This window comes from Oceanobacillus oncorhynchi, assembly GCF_000821065.1.
Taxonomy (GTDB): domain Bacteria; phylum Bacillota; class Bacilli; order Bacillales; family Amphibacillaceae; genus Oceanobacillus; species Oceanobacillus oncorhynchi.
On record NZ_CDGG01000001.1, the window covers coordinates 3,574,509 to 3,594,033 of the forward strand.

General features: G+C 39.3%; 19 protein-coding genes. 11 read left to right on the plus strand and 8 right to left on the minus strand.

The annotated features are described in order from the left end of the window. Nucleotides 1-164 precede the first annotated feature (164 nt). On the minus strand, nucleotides 165-1,040 hold the full coding sequence (locus BN997_RS17080) for a LysR family transcriptional regulator (RefSeq protein WP_042534008.1): 876 nt from the start codon (nucleotides 1,038-1,040) through the stop codon (nucleotides 165-167). 250 nt (nucleotides 1,041-1,290) lie between these two features. Between BN997_RS17080 and BN997_RS17085 the strand changes: the two genes are divergently transcribed. From BN997_RS17085 to BN997_RS17105, 5 genes are all read left to right on the plus strand, one after another. Continuing rightward, nucleotides 1,291-1,881 carry an ankyrin repeat domain-containing protein gene (locus BN997_RS17085; RefSeq protein ID WP_042536252.1) on the plus strand — a complete coding sequence of 197 codons (591 nt, stop codon included), beginning with the start codon at nucleotides 1,291-1,293 and terminating at the stop codon, nucleotides 1,879-1,881. Nucleotides 1,882-1,917: 36 nt separating this feature from the next. Next, on the plus strand, nucleotides 1,918-2,313 hold the full coding sequence (locus tag BN997_RS17090; RefSeq protein ID WP_042534010.1) for a nucleoside deaminase: 396 nt from the start codon (nucleotides 1,918-1,920) through the stop codon (nucleotides 2,311-2,313). 268 nt (nucleotides 2,314-2,581) lie between these two features. Next, a complete protein-coding gene (locus BN997_RS17095; protein ID WP_244882399.1) occupies nucleotides 2,582-3,886 on the plus strand; it encodes a Y-family DNA polymerase in 1,305 nt (434 codons plus the stop codon). Between the two features lie 2 nt (nucleotides 3,887-3,888). Further along, nucleotides 3,889-4,293, plus strand: a complete 405-nt coding sequence (locus BN997_RS17100) for a hypothetical protein (RefSeq protein WP_042534013.1) — start codon at nucleotides 3,889-3,891, stop codon at nucleotides 4,291-4,293. Between the two features lie 101 nt (nucleotides 4,294-4,394). Then, nucleotides 4,395-5,186 carry a uroporphyrinogen-III synthase gene (locus BN997_RS17105; RefSeq protein WP_042534015.1) on the plus strand — a complete coding sequence of 264 codons (792 nt, stop codon included), beginning with the start codon at nucleotides 4,395-4,397 and terminating at the stop codon, nucleotides 5,184-5,186. 158 nt (nucleotides 5,187-5,344) lie between these two features. Here BN997_RS17105 and BN997_RS17110 read toward each other — a convergent pair whose 3' ends face one another. After that, the gene (locus BN997_RS17110; RefSeq protein WP_052485070.1) at nucleotides 5,345-6,397 is read right to left on the minus strand and encodes an alkene reductase; all 1,053 of its coding nucleotides are present in this window, start codon (nucleotides 6,395-6,397) and stop codon (nucleotides 5,345-5,347) included. A gap of 116 nt (nucleotides 6,398-6,513) precedes the next feature. Here BN997_RS17110 and BN997_RS17115 point away from each other — a divergent pair, with 116 nt between their 5' ends. Beyond that, complete coding sequence (locus BN997_RS17115; protein ID WP_175297061.1) at nucleotides 6,514-6,930, plus strand: Lrp/AsnC family transcriptional regulator; 417 nt, start codon at nucleotides 6,514-6,516, stop codon at nucleotides 6,928-6,930. Nucleotides 6,931-7,053: 123 nt separating this feature from the next. On the opposite strand, the gene BN997_RS17120 is transcribed toward BN997_RS17115, so the two are convergent. Next, nucleotides 7,054-7,923, minus strand: a complete 870-nt coding sequence (locus BN997_RS17120) for a LysR family transcriptional regulator (protein WP_042534018.1) — start codon at nucleotides 7,921-7,923, stop codon at nucleotides 7,054-7,056. Nucleotides 7,924-8,022: 99 nt separating this feature from the next. Between BN997_RS17120 and BN997_RS17125 the strand changes: the two genes are divergently transcribed. Next, on the plus strand, nucleotides 8,023-9,207 hold the full coding sequence (locus tag BN997_RS17125) for an MFS transporter (RefSeq protein WP_042534020.1): 1,185 nt from the start codon (nucleotides 8,023-8,025) through the stop codon (nucleotides 9,205-9,207). A gap of 55 nt (nucleotides 9,208-9,262) precedes the next feature. Here the strand turns inward: BN997_RS17125 and BN997_RS17130 are convergent, their stop codons facing one another. Together BN997_RS17130 and BN997_RS17135 are read right to left on the minus strand one after the other, a co-directional pair. Beyond that, a complete protein-coding gene (locus BN997_RS17130) occupies nucleotides 9,263-9,592 on the minus strand; it encodes a PH domain-containing protein (RefSeq protein WP_244882400.1) in 330 nt (109 codons plus the stop codon). Nucleotides 9,593-9,793: 201 nt separating this feature from the next. Further along, nucleotides 9,794-10,660 (minus strand): LysR family transcriptional regulator, encoded by an 867-nt coding sequence (locus tag BN997_RS17135; protein ID WP_042534022.1) that lies wholly within the window; start codon nucleotides 10,658-10,660, stop codon nucleotides 9,794-9,796. 155 nt (nucleotides 10,661-10,815) lie between these two features. Here BN997_RS17135 and BN997_RS17140 point away from each other — a divergent pair, with 155 nt between their 5' ends. Beyond that, a complete protein-coding gene (locus BN997_RS17140; RefSeq protein ID WP_042534024.1) occupies nucleotides 10,816-12,246 on the plus strand; it encodes an MFS transporter in 1,431 nt (476 codons plus the stop codon). A 285-nt stretch (nucleotides 12,247-12,531) separates the two neighbouring features. On the opposite strand, the gene BN997_RS17145 is transcribed toward BN997_RS17140, so the two are convergent. Next, nucleotides 12,532-12,885, minus strand: a complete 354-nt coding sequence (locus tag BN997_RS17145) for a winged helix-turn-helix transcriptional regulator (RefSeq protein ID WP_084612971.1) — start codon at nucleotides 12,883-12,885, stop codon at nucleotides 12,532-12,534. A 493-nt stretch (nucleotides 12,886-13,378) separates the two neighbouring features. Here BN997_RS17145 and BN997_RS17150 point away from each other — a divergent pair, with 493 nt between their 5' ends. The 3 genes from BN997_RS17150 (at nucleotide 13,379) to BN997_RS17160 (ending at nucleotide 16,713) form a co-directional block, all read left to right on the plus strand. Then, a complete protein-coding gene (locus BN997_RS17150) occupies nucleotides 13,379-14,536 on the plus strand; it encodes an MFS transporter (RefSeq protein ID WP_042534027.1) in 1,158 nt (385 codons plus the stop codon). A gap of 159 nt (nucleotides 14,537-14,695) precedes the next feature. After that, the gene (locus BN997_RS17155; protein ID WP_042534030.1) at nucleotides 14,696-16,033 is read left to right on the plus strand and encodes a hypothetical protein; all 1,338 of its coding nucleotides are present in this window, start codon (nucleotides 14,696-14,698) and stop codon (nucleotides 16,031-16,033) included. A gap of 200 nt (nucleotides 16,034-16,233) precedes the next feature. After that, entirely contained in the window at nucleotides 16,234-16,713 is a 480-nt protein-coding gene (locus BN997_RS17160; protein WP_042534032.1) for a PaaI family thioesterase, read from the plus strand. A 315-nt stretch (nucleotides 16,714-17,028) separates the two neighbouring features. Here BN997_RS17160 and ahpF read toward each other — a convergent pair whose 3' ends face one another. Continuing rightward, on the minus strand, nucleotides 17,029-18,558 hold the full coding sequence (gene ahpF, locus BN997_RS17165) for an alkyl hydroperoxide reductase subunit F (RefSeq protein WP_042534034.1): 1,530 nt from the start codon (nucleotides 18,556-18,558) through the stop codon (nucleotides 17,029-17,031). 190 nt (nucleotides 18,559-18,748) lie between these two features. Beyond that, a complete protein-coding gene (gene ahpC, locus BN997_RS17170) occupies nucleotides 18,749-19,312 on the minus strand; it encodes an alkyl hydroperoxide reductase subunit C (RefSeq protein ID WP_042534036.1) in 564 nt (187 codons plus the stop codon). Nucleotides 19,313-19,525 lie beyond the last annotated feature (213 nt).

The following is a 19,525-nucleotide window of genomic DNA, read 5'->3' on the forward strand; positions in this document are numbered from 1 at the left end:
AATTAACGGTTTTTAGCAGGTGTTTTTATGAACTATATACAAAATTTAAAATAAAGCTGTGTATAGAGCTTGGATATATTCTGTAGGGGATAAAAGACAATTAAACAAAATCAAACAGAAAAGTATGAACCAAACCCATATAAAATACTGTGAAAGAGAGGAACTTATCCTTTTTGGAGCAACTCTATAAAATTTTGAGCAGATTTAGACAAGCTATGATCTTTGAGCCATATCAACCCGACTGGTCCATTTAACTCCATCGCACTTGATATCCGATAAGCATCTACAGGGTACCCGCGATATCGTTTCAGCAGAGTTTCCGGAACAATAGATGCGGCGAATCCAGACGCAACTAAATCCATTAAAAGGCTAATGTCAGAGCACTCCCCTATCTTATTAGGGTGCAGTTTAAATCGAGAAAATGCCTCTAAAATCAAATAGTGCGCACCTAATCCCTCTGTGCTTGGAAACAGGAGAGGATAATGCTGGATTTCAGCAAGTGATACTTCTTTATCAAATGATGTCTGCTCCTCAGACGTAATGAAATAAAAAGGATCGTTATAGAGATGGAGAACAGAAAAATCGTCCAAATCTAACGGCATTCGGATAATTGCCAGTTCCACAATTCTATCCCTGACTAATTGGCAAAGATGGGAGGATTCATTTTGTTGGATTTTATATGTGATTTTTGGGAATTCCTTTTGAAATTGTTCAAGTATATGTGGCAATTCGCTAACGGAAAATGTGTTAACACCAATAGTGAGTTTCCCATTTACCCCTTTGCCAACCTCTTTTACCTCTGTTTCGGTTTCTTCCATCCATTGAGTTATTTGCAGCGCATTTGTATACAGAGCTTTCCCTGCTTCTGTCATTTCTAAAAATTTACCGCTTCTTTCGACTAATGTGGCACCGAGTTCTTCTTCCATAGCTTTTAATTGTTGACTTAAGGGTGGTTGGGACATATGAAGTCTTTTAGCGGCGGCAGAAATTTTCCTTTCTTCTACAATAGCAATAAAATAGCGCAGCTGCCTAATATCCATCGTAAACATCCTTTCTACTTTAATCGCAGAGAACCGTCTGCAAAGCTCTACCTATAATGAAGTTTCATTTTATATATTAAAAAAATAAGTAAATATAATTAAATTAATATTTTTCATATAGCTACCTCCATGATAACATATTTATATAGGGGTAAAGGTTATGATAAAGCTGAAATATTTTTATCGCAGGGCAGCTGCCAAAACAGGGGAAGGTTTTTCAACACAGAAAGAAAAGAAGGAGGAAACCAATTTGGATCAAAAGTTAATTTCAGCAGCAGAAGAAGGAAATACAGAAACGGTTTTAAAATTAATAGAAGCTGGAGCAGATATTGATGCAACAGATGAACACGGTGTAACCGCAGTAATGGCTGCGACGCAAAAATATCATACAGATACTGTCAAGGCGCTTATCGAACAAGGAGCAGATATAAATATCCGCAATAGCAACCAGGATAATGTGCTTCTATATGCTGGAGCTGAAGGATTCCTTAAAATCGTGAAGCTTGCTGTTGGAGCAGGAGCAGATACATCATTAACAAACCGGTTCGGCGGAACGGCGCTTATTCCCGCTTCAGAGCGCGGGCATGTTGATGTGGTAGAGGAGCTTTTAATGAACTCTGACACAGACGTAAACCATATAAACAATTTACAATGGACTGCATTATTGGAAGCGATTATTTTAGGAAACGGCGGGGAAAATCATCAGAAGATAGTAAAGCTATTAATAGACCATGGTGCTGACATCCATATTGGTGATAAAGATGGCATTACTCCTTTAGAACATGCAGAGCGCCTTGATTTTAAAGAAATTGAACGTATTTTGAAAGAATCTCAAGCATAATTGGTAAAACGAAACATCATAAAGGAGAGGACCAACATGTCGAACAAAGAATGGATGAAACAAGCAGTCAAATTAGCGAATGAAAATGAACAAAAGCATCAGGGAGACCCATTTGGAGCAGTTGTTGTCAAAGATGGAAAAGTAATTGGGTCTGGTGTGAATGAAGTAACAGCAACGAACGATCCGACTACGCATGCGGAAATTCAAGCTGTTCGTGAAGCCTGTCAAACGTTAAATACAACGAATCTTAAAGGGTGTGAGATATACGCCAGTACAGAGCCATGTCCAATGTGTTTAAGTACGATTTATTATACGCAAATAGATACCGTGTATTTTTCTAACCCCAGCAACCCTGATCAAGACTATATATACAATCAGCTTTCCTTATCACATGATGAAAGGGATATTCACATGATTCATTTAAAAGAATGACTAAATAATTCAGCTGAAGCAGAATCTCCAGGTGTAAAAAAGATGATATTAGCCTTAACTGGAACAAAGATGACCGCAAAATCGAAATGGAATAACAGGATAATTCACTACGGAAGGCCCTTTGCGATAACATTTCGCGAAGGGTTTTTTTATTCATCTCAGCTTTCCATATATTAACACGACTATTTAAACGGATTTATGTTGACCATAGGAATATACGTTCGTATAATGAGTATACAAACACCCATTCGTATTAGGAGAGAGTATGATGAAAAACATTATCATGATGGATTATTCGAAGGAGCCTCGGCGGGACATTATATGTATAGATGTCAAATCTTTTTTCGCAAGCGTAGAAGCTGCCGAACGTAAGCAGCATCCTTTAAAATCCCGGATTGCAGTTGTATCCAAGCCGGATAATCAAGGCGGTTTGGTGTTAGCCGCTTCTCCTTTAGTAAAAAAAGAGTATGGCGTGAAAACAGGAACAAGGATTTATGAAATCCCGCAGAAAGCAAATATAGATATCGTGGAGCCTCGTATGGCAGTGTATTTACAAAAGAATATGGAGATATTACGTATTTTTAAGCGTTATGTAGCGAAAGAGGATTTACTTGTTTATTCTATTGACGAATCGTTCCTCGACGTAACGAAATCACATAAACTTTTTGGCAGTACGCATGACATAGCGAGGAAAATCCAACGTGATGTATGGAGAGAGTTGGGATTAGTGTTAACTGTGGGAATAGGGGATAATCCGCTTTTAGCAAAATTGGCACTCGACCATCAGGCAAAGCATGACGAACAACGAGGCTTTATTGGGGAATGGCGTTATGAAGACGTTCCATATAAATTATGGAAGATAGAAGCCTTAATTGATTTTTGGGGGATAGGACAAAAAACGGAAGCCAATCTAAATCGGATAGGGATTCGAAATATGTATGATTTGGCTCAATATGATATTGGCAAATTAAAAGAAAAGTTCGGTGTGATTGGTCAACAGCTCTATTTTCATGCACATGGAATAGATCGAACCGTGTTATCGGACACGTACACACCGGAAAGTACCTCCTTCAGCAGAAATCAGATACTAAACAGAGATTATTCGGTTAAACACGATATTGAAACGGTTATTCGGGAAATGACAGATGAGAATGTGGCAAGGTTAAGGAAGCACCGGCTCATGACAGGTGTTGTCAAGCTGACCATTGGATATTCGAGAGATACAGTACTAGGCGGGTTTAGCCATCAGATAAAGGTTGAAGCAACGGATTCATCCAGAAAATTAAAAGCGCACATGCTGTTTATCTTTCATAAACATTATAAAGACAATATGCCCGTACGAGTGATTAATGTTACTTTTGGAAAACTTCAAATAAAGCAATCATTGCAACTGAATTTATTTGAATCGGCAGAAGAAACAATGGAAAACGAAGAGCTGGATAAGACGATTGATTTTGTAAGAAGAAAACATGGTTATACTTCCCTGCTGCATGCTTCTAGTCTGCTTAAAAACGGAATGGCGAGATACCGTGCGAAATTGCTAGGCGGTCATCGTTCTGGAAAGGAAGAGTGAACATGGAAAAAATATCGATTACACGAGTTACGCCTGAACAGTTCGGGTATAAGGACAGAGGAATTATGAAATGGTTAGGCATGATGTTAAGCGACCATTCAGAAGCGCTCAAAAAAGAAGAAATGAATGATCAGCTAATCGAAGTGAAAGCAAAAGAAGAGATGACTGAGGAAGCCATCGCAAAAGTATTGAACCAAGCTTTTGCAACGAATTCTCCTGTTTTGATTCAAGCGAATGTGATGCGAAACGGGAATTATTATAAAGACTTGGAATGTAAAGTATCTGGATATGGAGAAGGTCAGATTCATCTATTTTTAAAAGATGGACGGGGAACGAATTGTTCCATAGAGGAAATAAGAAATGTGGAGTTTATGAACACACTTGACTGGTATGATAAAAGAAAATGATTAAGAAGTTATTTTTTGAAATCATTTGCTGAACCACTGGAATATTTGTAATATAATAAATAAAAGAATGAATACTAAAGCTATAGGAAAAGGAGAAATATATGGACGGACTTAAAGGGAAACAAGTTGCTGTTGCTGCATCTCGTCAGGCAAAAGCAATTGATACACTAATCAGTAAACATGGCGGAAACACAATTCAATTACCGATTCAAGGAGAGTATCAGCTGAATGATTCGATTTGTCAGCAGGATGTAAAAAAGCTTGTAGAAAACAGATTTGACTTTGTCATACTAACTACTGGGATAGGAGCAGAAACGTTAGAGCAATCCGCAAAGAAACTCCATATCCATACCAGCTTCATAGATAAACTAAAAAGCTCAACCCTTGCCATTCGCGGCAGTAAAACGACAAAGTGGATGAAACAGCATCACCTGATACCAACCATTCTTTCTGCAGATGGAACAATGGAAAATTTGCTTGCATCTTTACCTCCGGTCAAACAGGGCGAAGAAAAACAAATTTATTTGCAGACATATAATGAGGATGACGTGTATTTAAAAAGAAGTCTGGAACAGCTTGGGTATGCTGTTTATTTATCTAAACCCTATTCTTATAAAGAACCAGACCAGCAGATTTTATCGATACTAAAAGAAACCATTACCTCTCAAAATGTAGATGTTGTTGTTTTTACCAGTAAAACACAGGTGCGAAATTTATTTATGAAGGAGGATAAGGAGAAATTGGCGGAAGCCTTTAATCAAGGAATTTTAGCAGCAGCGATAGGAAAGGTGACTGCGGCTGAATTAGAGAAGAATGGCATTGAGAAAGTATTTCAGCCGAAGAAACCTAAAATGGGAGCGATGGTTGTAGAACTAAATAAACAGTTCTCATAGAATATATAGTGAAAAAGCTTCGAATATTTTGATGGCATTCTATTTCAAAACCCTTCGTTTTAAACAGGCTTTTGCGCTTCTTTAAGTACTGTTATTTTAAAGCACTCCTTTTAACTAGAAACGAGATAAAGGAGTGCTTATCCTACTTGATATACTGCTTAAATTAAACATGTATGCAGATTTTTTGTCTGATACGGAAAAATCTCCTGATTCGCTTTCAGACGAACGACCAGATCTGGATTAGCTATAAATAATTGTCCGAATGCTACCAAGTCTGCCTGATTACCTCCAATAATGGACGCCCCTTTTTCAGGTGCTATATTTCCAACAGCAATAAGCGTTTTATCCCAGTATTGCCTGAATAATTCATGAAGCGATTTTTGATTATGTTGAAGCATATCACCGTAGTTTTCTGCCGATGGATGGACAATTTTTAGTTGATGCTTGGAAAGAATCCCTGTTATAGCGCATACCATTTCTTCTGGATGCTCCCATACATAATCCTTATCATCATCTTTTTTTTCAGAAATTCGAATGCTGATTCTATTTTTAGGAACAACTTTCTTTACTTCTTTAATAATTAAATCTAAAAATCGCAGTCTATTTTGTAAGGAACCTCCAAACTCATCCTGACGGTCATTTGTTTTCTCATTGATAAATTGATCGATCAGGTAACCATGCGCAGCATGTATCTCAACTCCGTCAAATCCGGCTTCCATCGCATTTTTTGCTGCATCCTTGTAATCAGCTATTATTTGATAAATTTCCATATTATTTAAAGCTCTGGGAGCTTGGAAAGGTTTCCTCAAACGATGCACATGTCCGTTGGCACCGATAGGAGAGGGCGCAACAGGGGCATTCCCTTTTAGAATTTCCTGATGACTTACTCTGCCAACATGCCAGAGCTGAGCAAAGATTTTTGTTTTATATTGATGAACTTCCCGCGTGACTTTTTTCCAGCTTAAGATTTGACGATGCGTATATATCCCTGGTATCCCATAGGTTCCTTTGGCCAGTTTGTTGATGGCGACACCTTCCGTAATGATTAATCCTGCCCCGTACCTTGCCCGTTTTCCATAGTAGTCTGCAATCAAGTAATTCACTTCACCTGTTTCGTTATCAGCAAATCCTCTTGTCATTGGCGCCATTACAATTCTATTATCTAATGTTAAGTTCCCGATTTTATACTTGGAGAAGATAGAACACGTCATATTTATCACCTCATATCAAATTTTAATTCGATACTGAATTGTTTACAATGGAATGATTAAAGTATATGCTATGGAAAACTTTAAATTTTAAAGTAATTGGAAAGCTGGTGAAAAGGATGTTGGATCATATCGATCATCAAATATTAGATTTATTAAAAAGAAATGCCAGACTTACCTATACAGAAATCGGCAAGCAAATAAATATGTCATCTCCTGCTGTGAAAACAAGGATAGAAAGGTTAGAAGATTATGTAATAAAGCGTTATACGGTTGAGGTAAATAATAAAGAGCTCAATAAAGGAATCCATGGCTTCGTTTTATTTAAGACCAAAAGCTGTGAAAAGTTAATGAATTACTGTAAGGAGAATAGTAATATAATAGATTTATGGAGAATTGGCGGAGAGTATAATTACATGGCAGAAGTGGTTTGTGAAGAAATGGAGGAGCTGGAGCAAATCTCTAAGGATACCACACATTTTGCTTTTTCAAATATACTATCTGTTCTGGGAAATCATCCTGTTAGTAATGACTAAAAATAGAAACGCATCAAAAAACCTGGCGATTTCAAATAAAATCATCAGGTTTTTAATATTTTAAGTAATGTCTGCTTCCTCATTTACAGGTTAATTTTGTCACCCCTCATGTTTTTATTCAGCTCAGTAAGAAACCCCTTTTGCAATATGAAGAAATTCCTTTACAGCCGGTGAGGCTTCCGCAATAGATTGGCAGGCAAGTGCTACTTCACGGCTGTTTCGAATCGTTAAATTACTGACCTTTATGTTTTGCTGCGTCTTTAAAAACAGCTCAGGACCAACCGTGACCCCCAGGCCTTCCTGCACCATATTCGCAATCGTTGTACAGTCATGCACTTCAAAACGAATAGAAGGTTTTATTTGTGCTTCTTCAAACAATGCTTCTACATGGGATTGATACATCCCTGTGGGCATAATAAAAGATTCTTTCGCTAATTCAGCCATATCCACTGTATCCTCGGATTGAAATCGATGTGCCGGGTGATAGGCAACCACCATATCATCTTTGATAAGAGGGACAAAATCGAAATTTGGATTAGCTTCTCCTTTTACAACAAATCCAATATCAATCACTCCAGAGCTCAACCACTCTGTAATTTCTTCGTAGGTGCCTTCGTAAAATTTAAATTCTATTTTCGGATGTTTTTTCTGGAATTTGGCAAGCAGCTTTGGCAATAAGCAAGAAGAAGCACTTGCAAATGTACCGATGCGAATGATACCAGTCTCTAAGTTAGTTGCCAGAGCGATTTCTTGGTGAATACTTTCCATTCTCTTCAATACTTCCCGGATATGAGGGAGCACTTTTTGTCCTACTTCCGTCAGGGTGATTCCTTTTCTGCGGTCACGAATGAATAAAGAAACATCCCATTCAGATTCCAAACCGGCAACTGCATGACTTACTGCCGATTGTGTCATATTTAATTTTTCAGCGGCAGCGGTAAAGCTTCCCAATTCAAATACGGTCGCAATAATTTCAAAACGAACAATGCTCATGAGTAATTACTCATCTCCCTTATTAAAAATATCAATTTTACTTATGTTAACACGGGATTTACAATAAATTCAATGTTTAAATAAGGGAGAGGATACAAAATGAAAAACAATATAAACCAATTTACAATTATTCTTTTGGCCTTAGGAGCTTTTGTAACAGGAACAGGGGAGTTTGTGGTTTCAGGAATATTGGAACTGATTTCTTTTGATTTGGATATTTCTATTTCAACTGCCGGACAATTGATTACGATTTATTCCTTATCTTATGCTGTTGGCGCTTTGGTATTGGTTATCTTAACCTCCAAATTTGACCGTAAAAAGGTCCTTTTATACGCCATCGTTATGGTTATTCTAGGAAATCTGGTTGCGTTTTTCAGCTATCATTTTATCGTTCTTATGCTGTCCAGAGTTATCCAGGCAATGAGCGGAGGATTATTTATTGTAGTAGCTACCAATTATGCTGCTCAAATTGCAGCACCTGAAAAAAAGGGAAGCGCCATGGCAACAGTGCTTACGGGTTTTACTATCTCCTTAGTACTTGGGGTACCCTTAGGAACATTTTTAGCAGGATATGTAGATTGGCGGTATATTTTCCTGATTATTGCACTTGGTACGGTATTGTTATTAGCAGGACTGTATAAATTATTGCCGGCTATTGAAGGAAACCAGCCGCTGCCGTTTAAACAGCAATTGCTGATTATCAAAGATAAACGGGTGCTTACAGGGTTATTGACGACCATTTTTTGGATTTTAGGGTATACCATGGTCTTTGCCTATATTGCTCCATTGTTAAGTAATACAGCTGGCTTTTCCATAGAGATAACAAGTATCGCTTTATTTGTTTTAGGAGCTTTTGCTTTTATCGGCTCCCTTTTTGGAGGATACGCGGTAGATAAATGGGGGCCTGATCGAACCATATCGCTTAGCTTATGTATCCACATTATTGTGTTATTTGTTTTGGCATTGACACAATATACCATGACAGGCGTATTTATCACGTTGGCAGTTTGGGGAATAGCAACATGGACAACCACGCCGGCAAAGCAATTTTATTTAGTATCTTTAAAGCCGCAAACATCTGAAACCGTACTGAGTTTTAATACTGCATTAATGAATGTGGGAATGATGTTAGGTTCTGCGCTGGGCGGTCTTATTATTCAGTATATAAATATCGTCCATTTAAGCTGGATTGCCGGATTATTTGTAATTATCGCGTTTATTTTCATCCAGTGTTCTTTCTACTTAAACAAAAACGGGCAAGGTAATTATGAAATGAATGAATAGATAAAAGAACCCCACATTCTCTGACAAGTTGGGGTTCTTTTCCTTGAATAAAGGTTTATTCCTGAATAATTACATGAGGAGATCGTTTTTTTAATTCCGTGATAAATTCTCTTCTATTCTTTGGTGAAATCTTTACACTGCCAAGGATGGCTGAATCGTAAAATAATTCAAGTCCATTCCTGGCAGATAGAATGCGATAACCAGTAAAGATATCTTTTGTCGACGAAATTTTCCTTATGCTTTGATAAGCGATTTTACTCTTGAATGGTCCGCCTTTCACTAACAGATAATTATCATAGAAAATATACTTGATCGAAAAAGACATCCATAACAAGGCTCCTGCTAAAATAATAAAGATAGCAGTCATTATTATGACGATGCCCATGGATGCCTCTTTATCAATGAGTGGAGGTAAGAGCGTTACGGCACCTATTAATAAAAACCACAATGGACATAAACGTTACGAAAAAACCATCTATTTTTGAACGGAAAATCATGGCGCGTTCTCACTTTTCTTGCAGTTGCTTTCCAAATATATTTTCTTACTGTTTCTATCCAGCCATTATAAGGGGTTTTTCTCTTTATTTCATTCACCCCAATGCAGACTCTGCTCTTTCATCAATGAAATCATTGCTTGCATAGCAGGGGAGAGCTGTTTGTTTTTATGGTTCACAATAAACGTCGCATTTCCTGTATGGTTTAATGAAATAAATTCACCTAGAATTTGTTCGGAAGCAAGTTCCTTTTCTACCGCGAAATAGGGCAAGATGGAAAAACCGAGTCCGGAAAGCACGCATTGCTTAATTGCTTCCAAACTGGAAAAGTTTAATGTATTTTTTGCCTCGATTTGTTCTTCCTGTATATATGCTTCCAGCATGCTTTTATAACTGCAGCTTTCTTCGGTGGAGAGAATCGTATTTTCACTATCTTCTGGGCAGACAGGCCGTACCAGAACAATCGATTCATCCTTTATTTTTTCAATCGTCAGCTCTTTATCAAACCAGACATTTCTTTCCAAAACAAAGGCCATATCAATTTGTCCGTTCTTAAGCGCGGCAGAAATCTCCTTATTTTCAAGAGAACGTAAAGATAACGACACATCGGGGTATCTTTTTTTGTACTCCATCAGAATGGACGGAATCCTGTATTGTGAGAAGATTTCTGTAACTCCGATAACAAGACAGCCCTTTGGCGCATCATTCATATTCATGGTTTCCGCTGCTTCATTGTATAAATCAACGATTTTAACAGCATATGGGTGAAATTGGGTTCCGTAGTTTGTCAGAAATACTTTTCTGCCAATACGGTCGAATAAAGGTTTTTTTAATTCCTTCTCCAGCTCCTTCACGTGTACCGTCACCGATGACTGTGAATAATCCAGATATTCCGCTGCACGTTTAAATCCGCCTTTTTCCACGATTGTTTTAAACGTGATTAAATGACGTAATTCCATCTATTTGTCCTCCTTGATGAATAGTTTAATATTATTAAACTATTCATTTAAAAAGATTCGTTTTATTAAACTTTTATGTATTAGTATAATCAAATCATGTTCTGTTGGAAAGGGAGAGAGCAGAAAAACTTAAAAATGAAAGAGAGGGCTTTAGATTGAAAGAAAGATATCCAACATTATCACAGCCGGCTACATTATTAGGGTTATTTATTCTTTTGTTAGCCGGTTTTATGACCATTCTTGATCTTTTTATAGTGAATGTGGCAATTCCGAGTATACAAGGAGATCTGGGGGCAAGCTTTTCACAAATCGCTTTTATCGTTGCTGGTTATGAACTTGGTTTTGGCGTGCTTTTGATTACTGGAGGCAGGCTCGGGGACCGTTTTGGGCGCAGGCGTCTGTTTATCGTGGGGATGTTTGGCTTTACTATTACATCTGCATTATGCGGGCTGGCAATTAATCCAGATATGCTGATTATTGCTAGAATACTTCAAGGCCTGACCGCCGCGATGATGCAGCCGCAAATCTACTCTTCCATCCGGGTCAATTTTTCAGGCAGAGAAAGAGGAATTGCTTTCAGTTTGCTTGGGATGGTATTAGGCCTTGCTGCTATTGCGGGTCAAGTGCTTGGCGGTTTTATTGTAGAAGTCGATTTTGGAGGACTCGGCTGGCGGATGATCTTCTTAATCAATATTCCCATCGGCATTTTCTCCATTCTAACGGCACGATTCATCCCGGAATCGCATGCTCCGGAGCGTCCACTGCTGGATTGGGGCGGAGTAGTTATTGTCAGTCTTGGACTGATTTTATTTCTTGTCCCGCTTATTGAATCACAGAATCATGGCTGGACGATATGGAGTTTCTTATCCCTTGCGGCGGCAGCATGGATACTATTTGGTTTTTGGCGGCATCAGGAAAGACGGCGCCTTGCTAAAAGGCAGCCGCTGGTAGACACCATGCTCTTACGCCAATCCCGGTTTGCCATGGGCGGCAGTCTCGTCTTGCTGATACATTCTACTTCGTCCGTGTTTTTCTTATGCTATGCGTTATTAGTACAAACAGGGCTGGGATTAAGTCCGCTTTCCGCCGGGATTCTTTTTGTGCCCTGCAGTATCGGATTTACTGCTGCTTCGATAGCAGCGCCCCGCCTGGTAGAGCGTTTTGGAACGATGACGATCTTTTGGGGCGCTGTCTTTTATACCTTTTCCTTTGCTGTATTAATCTGGCAAGTATGGACTGCAGGAGGCGATTTGGTAGCTGTTCATTTAATTACAGCACTTGTTTTTGTAGGGATTGGCCAAGGATTAGTCATGACACCGCTCTTAAACCTGGTATTAGGGTTTGTAGAAGAAAGCAAAGCAGGCATGGCCTCAGGAATTATTTCTACTTTACAGCAGGTTGGCGCAGCTGTCGGCCTGGCAGCAGTAAGCATATTTTTTGGGAGTGTTGTTGCTGATGCTGACGGGGGAAACAGCGGTCTATATGCTTCTGCTTTCGTCAATGCGATGTTTTATAATCTTATTGCTTCATTAGTTTCCGCAATTCTGCTTTGGAAAATGGCAAAAGAGCGGGTGGAAGGAAGCTGATTTATTGTTTTAATACTATAAAACAGATAAATGGGGAGGATTTTGTTAAAAAGCACTATTCTTTAATATGTACTTCTTTATTGCTATTTGGAATTGACGGCTATCATTTATCTGCTTGATTAACATTTAGTTTTAATTTAAGTAAAGGATAACCATGGTATATTTTATGCTTAACGTTTGAAAACTGGAGTAAGAAGAAAAACAGATCACTTGTATCATTTATTAAAAGATAACAAGTGGTCTGTTTTTATATTTTAAAATTCACTCTCCAAACCAGCATTTCAATTATTTATTGCAGACCTCTAAAGCATTTTTATTTTTCTCCATAAATTCCTCATGCGTAAAACCCCACGCACACATCTCTCTTAAAATAGGCTCCAATGATTTTCCATGTGCTGATAAAGAATATTCTACTCTTGGCGGAATTTCCTGGTAGACAACACGATGAACCAGTCCGTCTTTTTCTAACTCCCGAAGCTGCTGTGTAAGTACCCCCTGCGTTATTTCAGGCATGAGGTGTCGTAATTCTCCGAAGCGTTTTGTGCCCTTTTCTAAAAGGATGAATAAGATATGCGGTTTCCATTTACCGCCAATTGCTTGAAGCGCAGTTACAATTCCGTATTTTGATAAATCGTCCAAAAGAACTTTCCTCCTTATAGTAAAAGCTTTCAGTCACTATTTCATACGAAGTATGTTAACCATACCAGAGAAAATAAAGAAAAGTAATCAATTTGCCTTACAGCATTCTGGCTTTGTAGATATGGATAAAAATTATAAAGCTGTAACCCGGACAGGGCTTTATTTGTACCTTTTACCATACTGAGTATGAAAAATATGTCTACTTTTCAAGTGATATTTTGCTCACCATAATAAAAGGTGTTAATAGCTAGTAACCAAAGGGGGATAAATCCATGACATGCACGTGAAAGAATTAAATGGCATTTACTGCTTGTGGAAAGTGGGAGAGGAAAAGCTTTTCTTTATATATGCTGATGCAGAAGACGAACAAAGGATACGGAAGAAGCTAAACACAAGATTTGGACGATATATATGAATTTTTATGGAACATCATAATATAACGCTTACTCTGTACTGTTCCGTAAAATAGAATATAAATTTGGAGTGGATACAATTGCCTTTTGCAGTTTTTATATTAGGTTTTCTTATATTTTCGCAAACAACATCAGAATTTATAGTGGCTGGAATTATGCCATCTCTATCAGAAGAATTTAACGTATCGATTGCAGCCATCGGTTATCTAATTTCAGCGTATGCAGTAGGGATGATTGCAGGCGGACCGATTCTAACCATTGCTTTACTAAAGGTTCCGTTAAAAAAAGGATTAATGGCTTTAACACTTGTCTTTCTGATTGGACAGACCATTGCTGCCGTTTCTCCCAATTATGAAGTGATGATGGCGGCACGTGTCGTACAAGGGATAGCTTCTTCCGCAACGTTTGGAACAGCTATGTCGCTTGCCTATCAACTCGTCCCTGATCAGCTACGAGCGAGGGCGGCTTCCATTGTATTAGGCGGATTAATGATTGCAACTGCTGCCGGAGTCCCATTTGCGATGGTGTTTAATTTGTATTTAGGCTGGCGTGCCAGCTTCTGGGCGGTTGTTGTCTTAGTATTTATCGCAGCCATATTCGTACAGTTCCTGATTCCAGCCTTCGAATCAAAGGAAAAGAAAAGTATCCGTATCAAAAAAGAAATCAGTTCCTTTAAAAACGGTCGGTTATGGGCTGCCTATACGACGAATGTATTTATTATCGGCGCTACTTTTGCAGCATTCAGCTATTTTACGCCAATCCTGACTGAAGTCACAGGATTTAGCGCTGGTGTTGTTCCTTTTATTCTAGGAGTCTATGGTGCAGCAACGGTTATTGGTAATATTATTGTCGGCAGATTAGCAGACTTGCATATGATGCCTGTCATGACAGTTGGGCTAGTTATTCTGACAGCTGCACTGATTCTGTTTGGATCCTTTGCGGAAATTCCTGTCATCGCTGTTGCCGCAGTTATTATCATCGGTTTAACCGGAGTGTCTTTAAATCCGGCGATGGCAAAAAGGGTTTTAAGTGTTTCAAATACAGGAACGCTGGTAGCCACAGTAAATAACTCTATGATTAATCTTGGACTCATGATTGGTTCATCTGTTGGCGGATTAACGATTGATGCCGGGTTTGGAGTCACTTCTCCTTTATGGGTTGGCGTTATCCTGGGGATTATTGGATTGACTACATTGCTTCCGTTTATTCGAAGGGATAAATTTACTGTAAATGCTTAGCGAGGAACTAAACGCATTTGTGAAATTCTTCTAAAACAAATTGTTGAACTCTGCTTACATTTATATGTCTCATCCAACCTCAGAAAGCAAACATCGTTTTATTTTTTAAATCCCGGGAATAGTTTTAACTAACGAAGCCATTATTTTGGAGGGATTATTTTGAAAAAAATAGGCGTTGTTTTAGGACTGTTTTTATTTAGTTTCGTATTGGCGGCATGCAATAATACAAATGAAACAGATTCTGCAGAGGAAACACCGTCAAATAATGAGGCAGATTCAGAAGAAGATGGAGATGAGACAGATTCAAACAATCCAGAGGAGGATGCTGCATCTGATAAGAACCCGGTGGAAAACGAGGAGGAAAACAACCATTCCGATAACGAAGCAGAAGAGCAGGACTATACAGAAGAACAAGTCTCCGGTGACTACCTGATTCACGCCGAGTGGCTGGATGGCACGGATTTATTGCTTTACTTCACGCGGACAGCGGATGAGATGACACGTGAAGAGCGGATACATCAATCATTAATGGAAAGTGATCCTTCACAACGTGATCTGTTCTCTGCTACGACCAATTTTGAGGTCGACGGAACAGCAGTGAACTTGTACTATAATGAAGAGGATGATTTAAGTATGGCATCCACGGAGTCGGCGATGTTTTGGGAAGCGCTGAATGAGATTGGCTTTCGGTATGGTTTGGATGAATTTAACCTTTTTAATCAGGATGGGGAAAGAGGACTGACTTTTGCGGAAAATCATTGGCAGGATCCCGTTGAAATCGAACAAGAGCCGAATCGCGGATACTATGTTATGTCTCCAGAAGAAACAGAGCGAGGGGAGCACACGTATATCAGCGGGGCTGTAGCGGGAGAAGAAATATCTGCGGAGGATGGCGAACTATTTGATTTCGGCCAGACAATTGAAGCGATGGCAACCACAACGAACGACAACGGGTCTTATCACTCCGGAATCTACGAAGGTCTGGAAATCGAAGAAGCAGAGGTAGATGGGAATCAAGCGATGGTGACATATCATATCAATGAGGAGGCAGAACCGACTCAACAAGAACGTGAAGATTTTGAGCAGGTTCTTCAACTAACTGCGCTCGATTTTCAGGTCGAGGAGCTCCAGCTGGTAAATGAAACGGATCAAGTTATTTCCACCTACCCTTTATTGAATGAAGCAGGTGACAATAATGGCACAGCAGAAGAGGATGATAACCAATCCGAAGATACTTCAAACGCAAATGAACAGGAGGAAAACGGAATAACGGAAGAGGATGCGACAAAAAACGTGTTTGACTATGTAGATGAGCATAGCGACACTAACCGGGAAGATGTAAAAGCCATGGTACAAGATGACGAGGACGAAGAAGGCTATTATACTGTTCAAGCATTTGTGTTTTCAGGAGAAGAAGGGGAAGCGCAGATGACAAACACCATAGGCTGGTATCTGGTAGATAAAGAAACCGGGGAAGTCAAAGAAAAGGAGCTTTAACGAACAGAATAGCTTGATGGTTATTCATATAGAAAGAACTTGTTTTGATTATTTTTCAAAATAGGTTCTTTCTATTTATTTATCAGAATATTATTGCACATCAGGAAGAACTTGTATATATTGATAGTACAACATGACAGATTACCAGCTTATATTCCATCTGATTTATTGAGATTTATAAAGTCGAAGGAGGGGACAGTGTGGAAGAAAAGATAGAAAAAGTAATACAAGATATTTATCCCGATGATTTTTCCTGGTGCTATGGATGCGGCCGACTAAATAAAGATGGTCACCACCTGCGGACTGGATGGCAGGGAGATAAGACAATTACCATTTTTACGCCTGATTCAAAGTACATGGGAATCCCGGGTTTTGTTTACGGCGGGTTGATAGCTTCGTTAATGGACTGTCATGGGTCAGGTTCGGCTGCACTTGCTTTACACCGCAAAAACGGAAATGAAATTGGTGATGGTTCGGTACCGCCCAGATTTGTCACTGCAGGCCTCCATGTGGAATTCCTGCAGCCAACTCCACAGGATACGCCGCTAAAGGCCATTGGAACAGTGGAGGAAATTCATCCGAAAAGATGGAAGGTCCATACAGAAATCTTTGCAGATGATACTCTCTGCGCACGTGGAGAGGTCGTTCTTGTCGTTATGCCGAGTACGTTTTTAAAATAGAAATTTTTTTGAATATCATGCAGTATAGTGCGTTAAGTTAACATAAAGGAAGTTATCAAAATCCCAAATACCAAGTTACACTTTTTAGGAGTGAGTTGGTATTTTTTTAGCAAAAGGGACTTACCGAATAAGTCTCGATAAGCCTGTACCAAAAGGGAAGGGACGTATAACTGGGGCCGACTTGGCTACATCGATGATAGATCAGTTGGAAAATCCAGATTCTATCGGCAGCGTTGCCTATGTTTGCGCCAAATAAAAGTTAAATTGATTCATAGATAAAAAGACTAGCAGGATTTTCCCGCTAGTCTTTCCGCCTTAATTACGAATTAAGTGATCAAATGCACCTAAAGCCGCAGTGGCTCCAGATCCCATTGAAATAATGATTTGTTTATATGCGCTGTCTGTGCAGTCTCCTGCAGCGAATAGGCCGGGAATATTGGTAGAACCGCGTTTATCTACAATGATTTCTCCAAATTTGCTGCGTTCCACCGTGTCTTCCAGCCATTCCGTATTTGGCACAAGGCCAATTTGTACAAAGACACCAGCAAGTTCGATGCTGTGTTCTTCTTCCGTTTCACGGTCAACATAGCGAAGCCCTTGCACTTTTTGATCACCATAGATTTCAGAAGTACGAGCATTTGTGATAACTGTTACGTTTGGCAAGCTATATACACGCTCTTGTAAAACCTTATCTGCTTTCAGTTCGGGAAGGAATTCAAGAACTGTGACATGCTTAACGATTCCGGCTAAATCAATGGCTGCTTCAATCCCGGAATTACCGCCGCCGATAACCGCTACATCTTTTCCTTCAAAAATTGGGCCGTCACAGTGCGGGCAATAAGCAACCCCTTTATTTTTGAATTCTGCTTCCCCGGGGACGCCAATATTTCTCCAGCGTGCACCGGTGGAAAGCACAACTGTTTTACTTTTCAGTGTTGCACCATTTTCCAGTTCTAATTCAAATAAGTCTTTTTTCTCCAGTGATTTAGCACGCATCAAGTCCATGATATCAACTTCATAATCGCGAACATGCTCTTCCAGGCTTGCTGCCAATTTCGGACCTTCTGTATATTTGGTAGTGATGAAGTTCTCGATGCCCATGGTATCTTGAACCTGTCCGCCAAAGCGTTCCGCTACGACACCGGTACGAATTCCTTTTCGTGCTGCATAGATAGCTGCGCTGGCGCCAGCAGGACCGCCGCCGACAACAAGCACATCAAATGCTTCTTTATCGTTCAGGCCGGATACATCCACAGTCGTAGTGCCTAATTTTTCAAGGATGCTTTTTAGAGTTTGGCGTCCGTTAACAAAGGATTCTCCATTTAAGAAGACAGATGGGACGGCCATCACGCCATTATCGTCTGCTTCTTCTTTAAATGCAGATCCTTCAATCATGGTATGCGTAATTGCAGGGTGAACCACGCTCATTAAATTCAAGGCCTGGACTACGTCAGGACAATTATGGCAGGAAAGGCTGACATACGATTCAAAATGGAGCGGTCCCTGCAATTGCTTGATTTGTTCCAGGAGTTTCACATCTGCTTTCGGCGGACGGCCGCTCACTTGCAATAATGCAAGAACAAGAGAGGTGAATTCATGCCCAAGTGGAACACCGGCAAAAGCAATGCCTGAATCTTCTCCAGGTCGATTTACGCTAAAGGTCGGAGTGCGCGGGAATTCACCTTGTTCGATTGTGATTTTATCAGACATTCCGGCAATTTCATTGACCAGTTCCTCTGCTTCTTTGGAAACATCGTCAGCGCCAAAGCTTACTTTGAGTACAATGTCATTTTCCAATAGCTGCAAATATTCTTTAAGTTGTGATTTGATTTCTTGATCGAGCATAGTAAACCTCTTTTCTCTATTAAAATCGGAAAAACTAAAATGAATCTCTTTGTTCATAGCTGTCTCGGAATTTCCCCTGATGGAGAAATCTGTATCGATAGGCTGTATAACACAAAGGAAGTTCGACGCACGTAACGCCGAACCCCGTTTAAATTTAAATTACAGCCGTTAACCGGCTAACCGTGCTTTCTTAGATTTTTCCAACTAAATCTAGGCTTGGTTTTAATGTTTCTCCATCTTCTTCCCATTTAGCAGGGCAAACTTCATCTGGATTTTCACGTACATATTGTGCCGCTTTGATTTTATTGATTAATGTGCTGGCGTCACGGCCAATACCATCAGCGTTAATTTCTACAGCTTGGATAACGCCGTCTGGATCAATAATAAATGTACCGCGATCAGCCAGTCCTGCATCTTCTCTTAATACTTCAAAGTTACGGGAAATTTGCTGAGAAGGGTCACCAATCATCGTATATTCAATTTTGTTGATAGCATCTGATGCTTCATGCCATGCTTTATGCACAAAATGTGTATCTGTAGAAACAGAATAAACCTCTGTACCAAGATTTTTTAATTCAGCATATTGATTTTGTAAGTCCTCTAATTCGGTCGGGCAAACAAAAGAGAAGTCTGCTGGATAGAAACAAACAACGCTCCATTGACCTTTGAAATTTTCTTCGGATACATCTACAAATTCACCTTGATGAAATGCAGTTGCTTGAAATGGTTGTACTTCTTTACCTATTAGTGACATAATGTATGTCCTCCTTGCAAAATAGTAATCTTATAATTATTGATTTTTATCAATAAAAACAATAATTATAATCTAGTAATAATTATTCTAAATTAGAGATAATTTGTCAAGGAACCCAAGTGAAAAAGTGCATTATTTCACTTGAATTATTAACAAATTGTGAACGAAATAAGCTGTCTTATATTGTTCTTTTATTCTAAAATTGAATAACTA

What these genes read in the sequence shown, in the direction of transcription:
- BN997_RS17130 (WP_244882400.1), bottom strand. Translation starts at nt 9,592, where the DNA reads ATGGGCATCGTCATAATAATGACTGCTATCTTTATTATTTTAGCAGGA.
- ahpC (WP_042534036.1), bottom strand. Translation starts at nt 19,312, where the DNA reads ATGTCACTAATAGGTAAAGAAGTACAACCATTTCAAGCAACTGCATTT.
- BN997_RS17105 (WP_042534015.1), top strand. Translation starts at nt 4,395, where the DNA reads ATGGACGGACTTAAAGGGAAACAAGTTGCTGTTGCTGCATCTCGTCAG.
- BN997_RS17135 (WP_042534022.1), bottom strand. Translation starts at nt 10,660, where the DNA reads ATGGAATTACGTCATTTAATCACGTTTAAAACAATCGTGGAAAAAGGC.
- BN997_RS17100 (WP_042534013.1), top strand. Translation starts at nt 3,889, where the DNA reads ATGGAAAAAATATCGATTACACGAGTTACGCCTGAACAGTTCGGGTAT.
- BN997_RS17090 (WP_042534010.1), top strand. Translation starts at nt 1,918, where the DNA reads ATGTCGAACAAAGAATGGATGAAACAAGCAGTCAAATTAGCGAATGAA.
- BN997_RS17095 (WP_244882399.1), top strand. Translation starts at nt 2,582, where the DNA reads ATGAAAAACATTATCATGATGGATTATTCGAAGGAGCCTCGGCGGGAC.
- BN997_RS17110 (WP_052485070.1), bottom strand. Translation starts at nt 6,397, where the DNA reads ATGACGTGTTCTATCTTCTCCAAGTATAAAATCGGGAACTTAACATTA.
- BN997_RS17125 (WP_042534020.1), top strand. Translation starts at nt 8,023, where the DNA reads ATGAAAAACAATATAAACCAATTTACAATTATTCTTTTGGCCTTAGGA.
- BN997_RS17115 (WP_175297061.1), top strand. Translation starts at nt 6,514, where the DNA reads ATGTTGGATCATATCGATCATCAAATATTAGATTTATTAAAAAGAAAT.
- BN997_RS17120 (WP_042534018.1), bottom strand. Translation starts at nt 7,923, where the DNA reads ATGAGCATTGTTCGTTTTGAAATTATTGCGACCGTATTTGAATTGGGA.
- ahpF (WP_042534034.1), bottom strand. Translation starts at nt 18,558, where the DNA reads ATGCTCGATCAAGAAATCAAATCACAACTTAAAGAATATTTGCAGCTA.
- BN997_RS17080 (WP_042534008.1), bottom strand. Translation starts at nt 1,040, where the DNA reads ATGGATATTAGGCAGCTGCGCTATTTTATTGCTATTGTAGAAGAAAGG.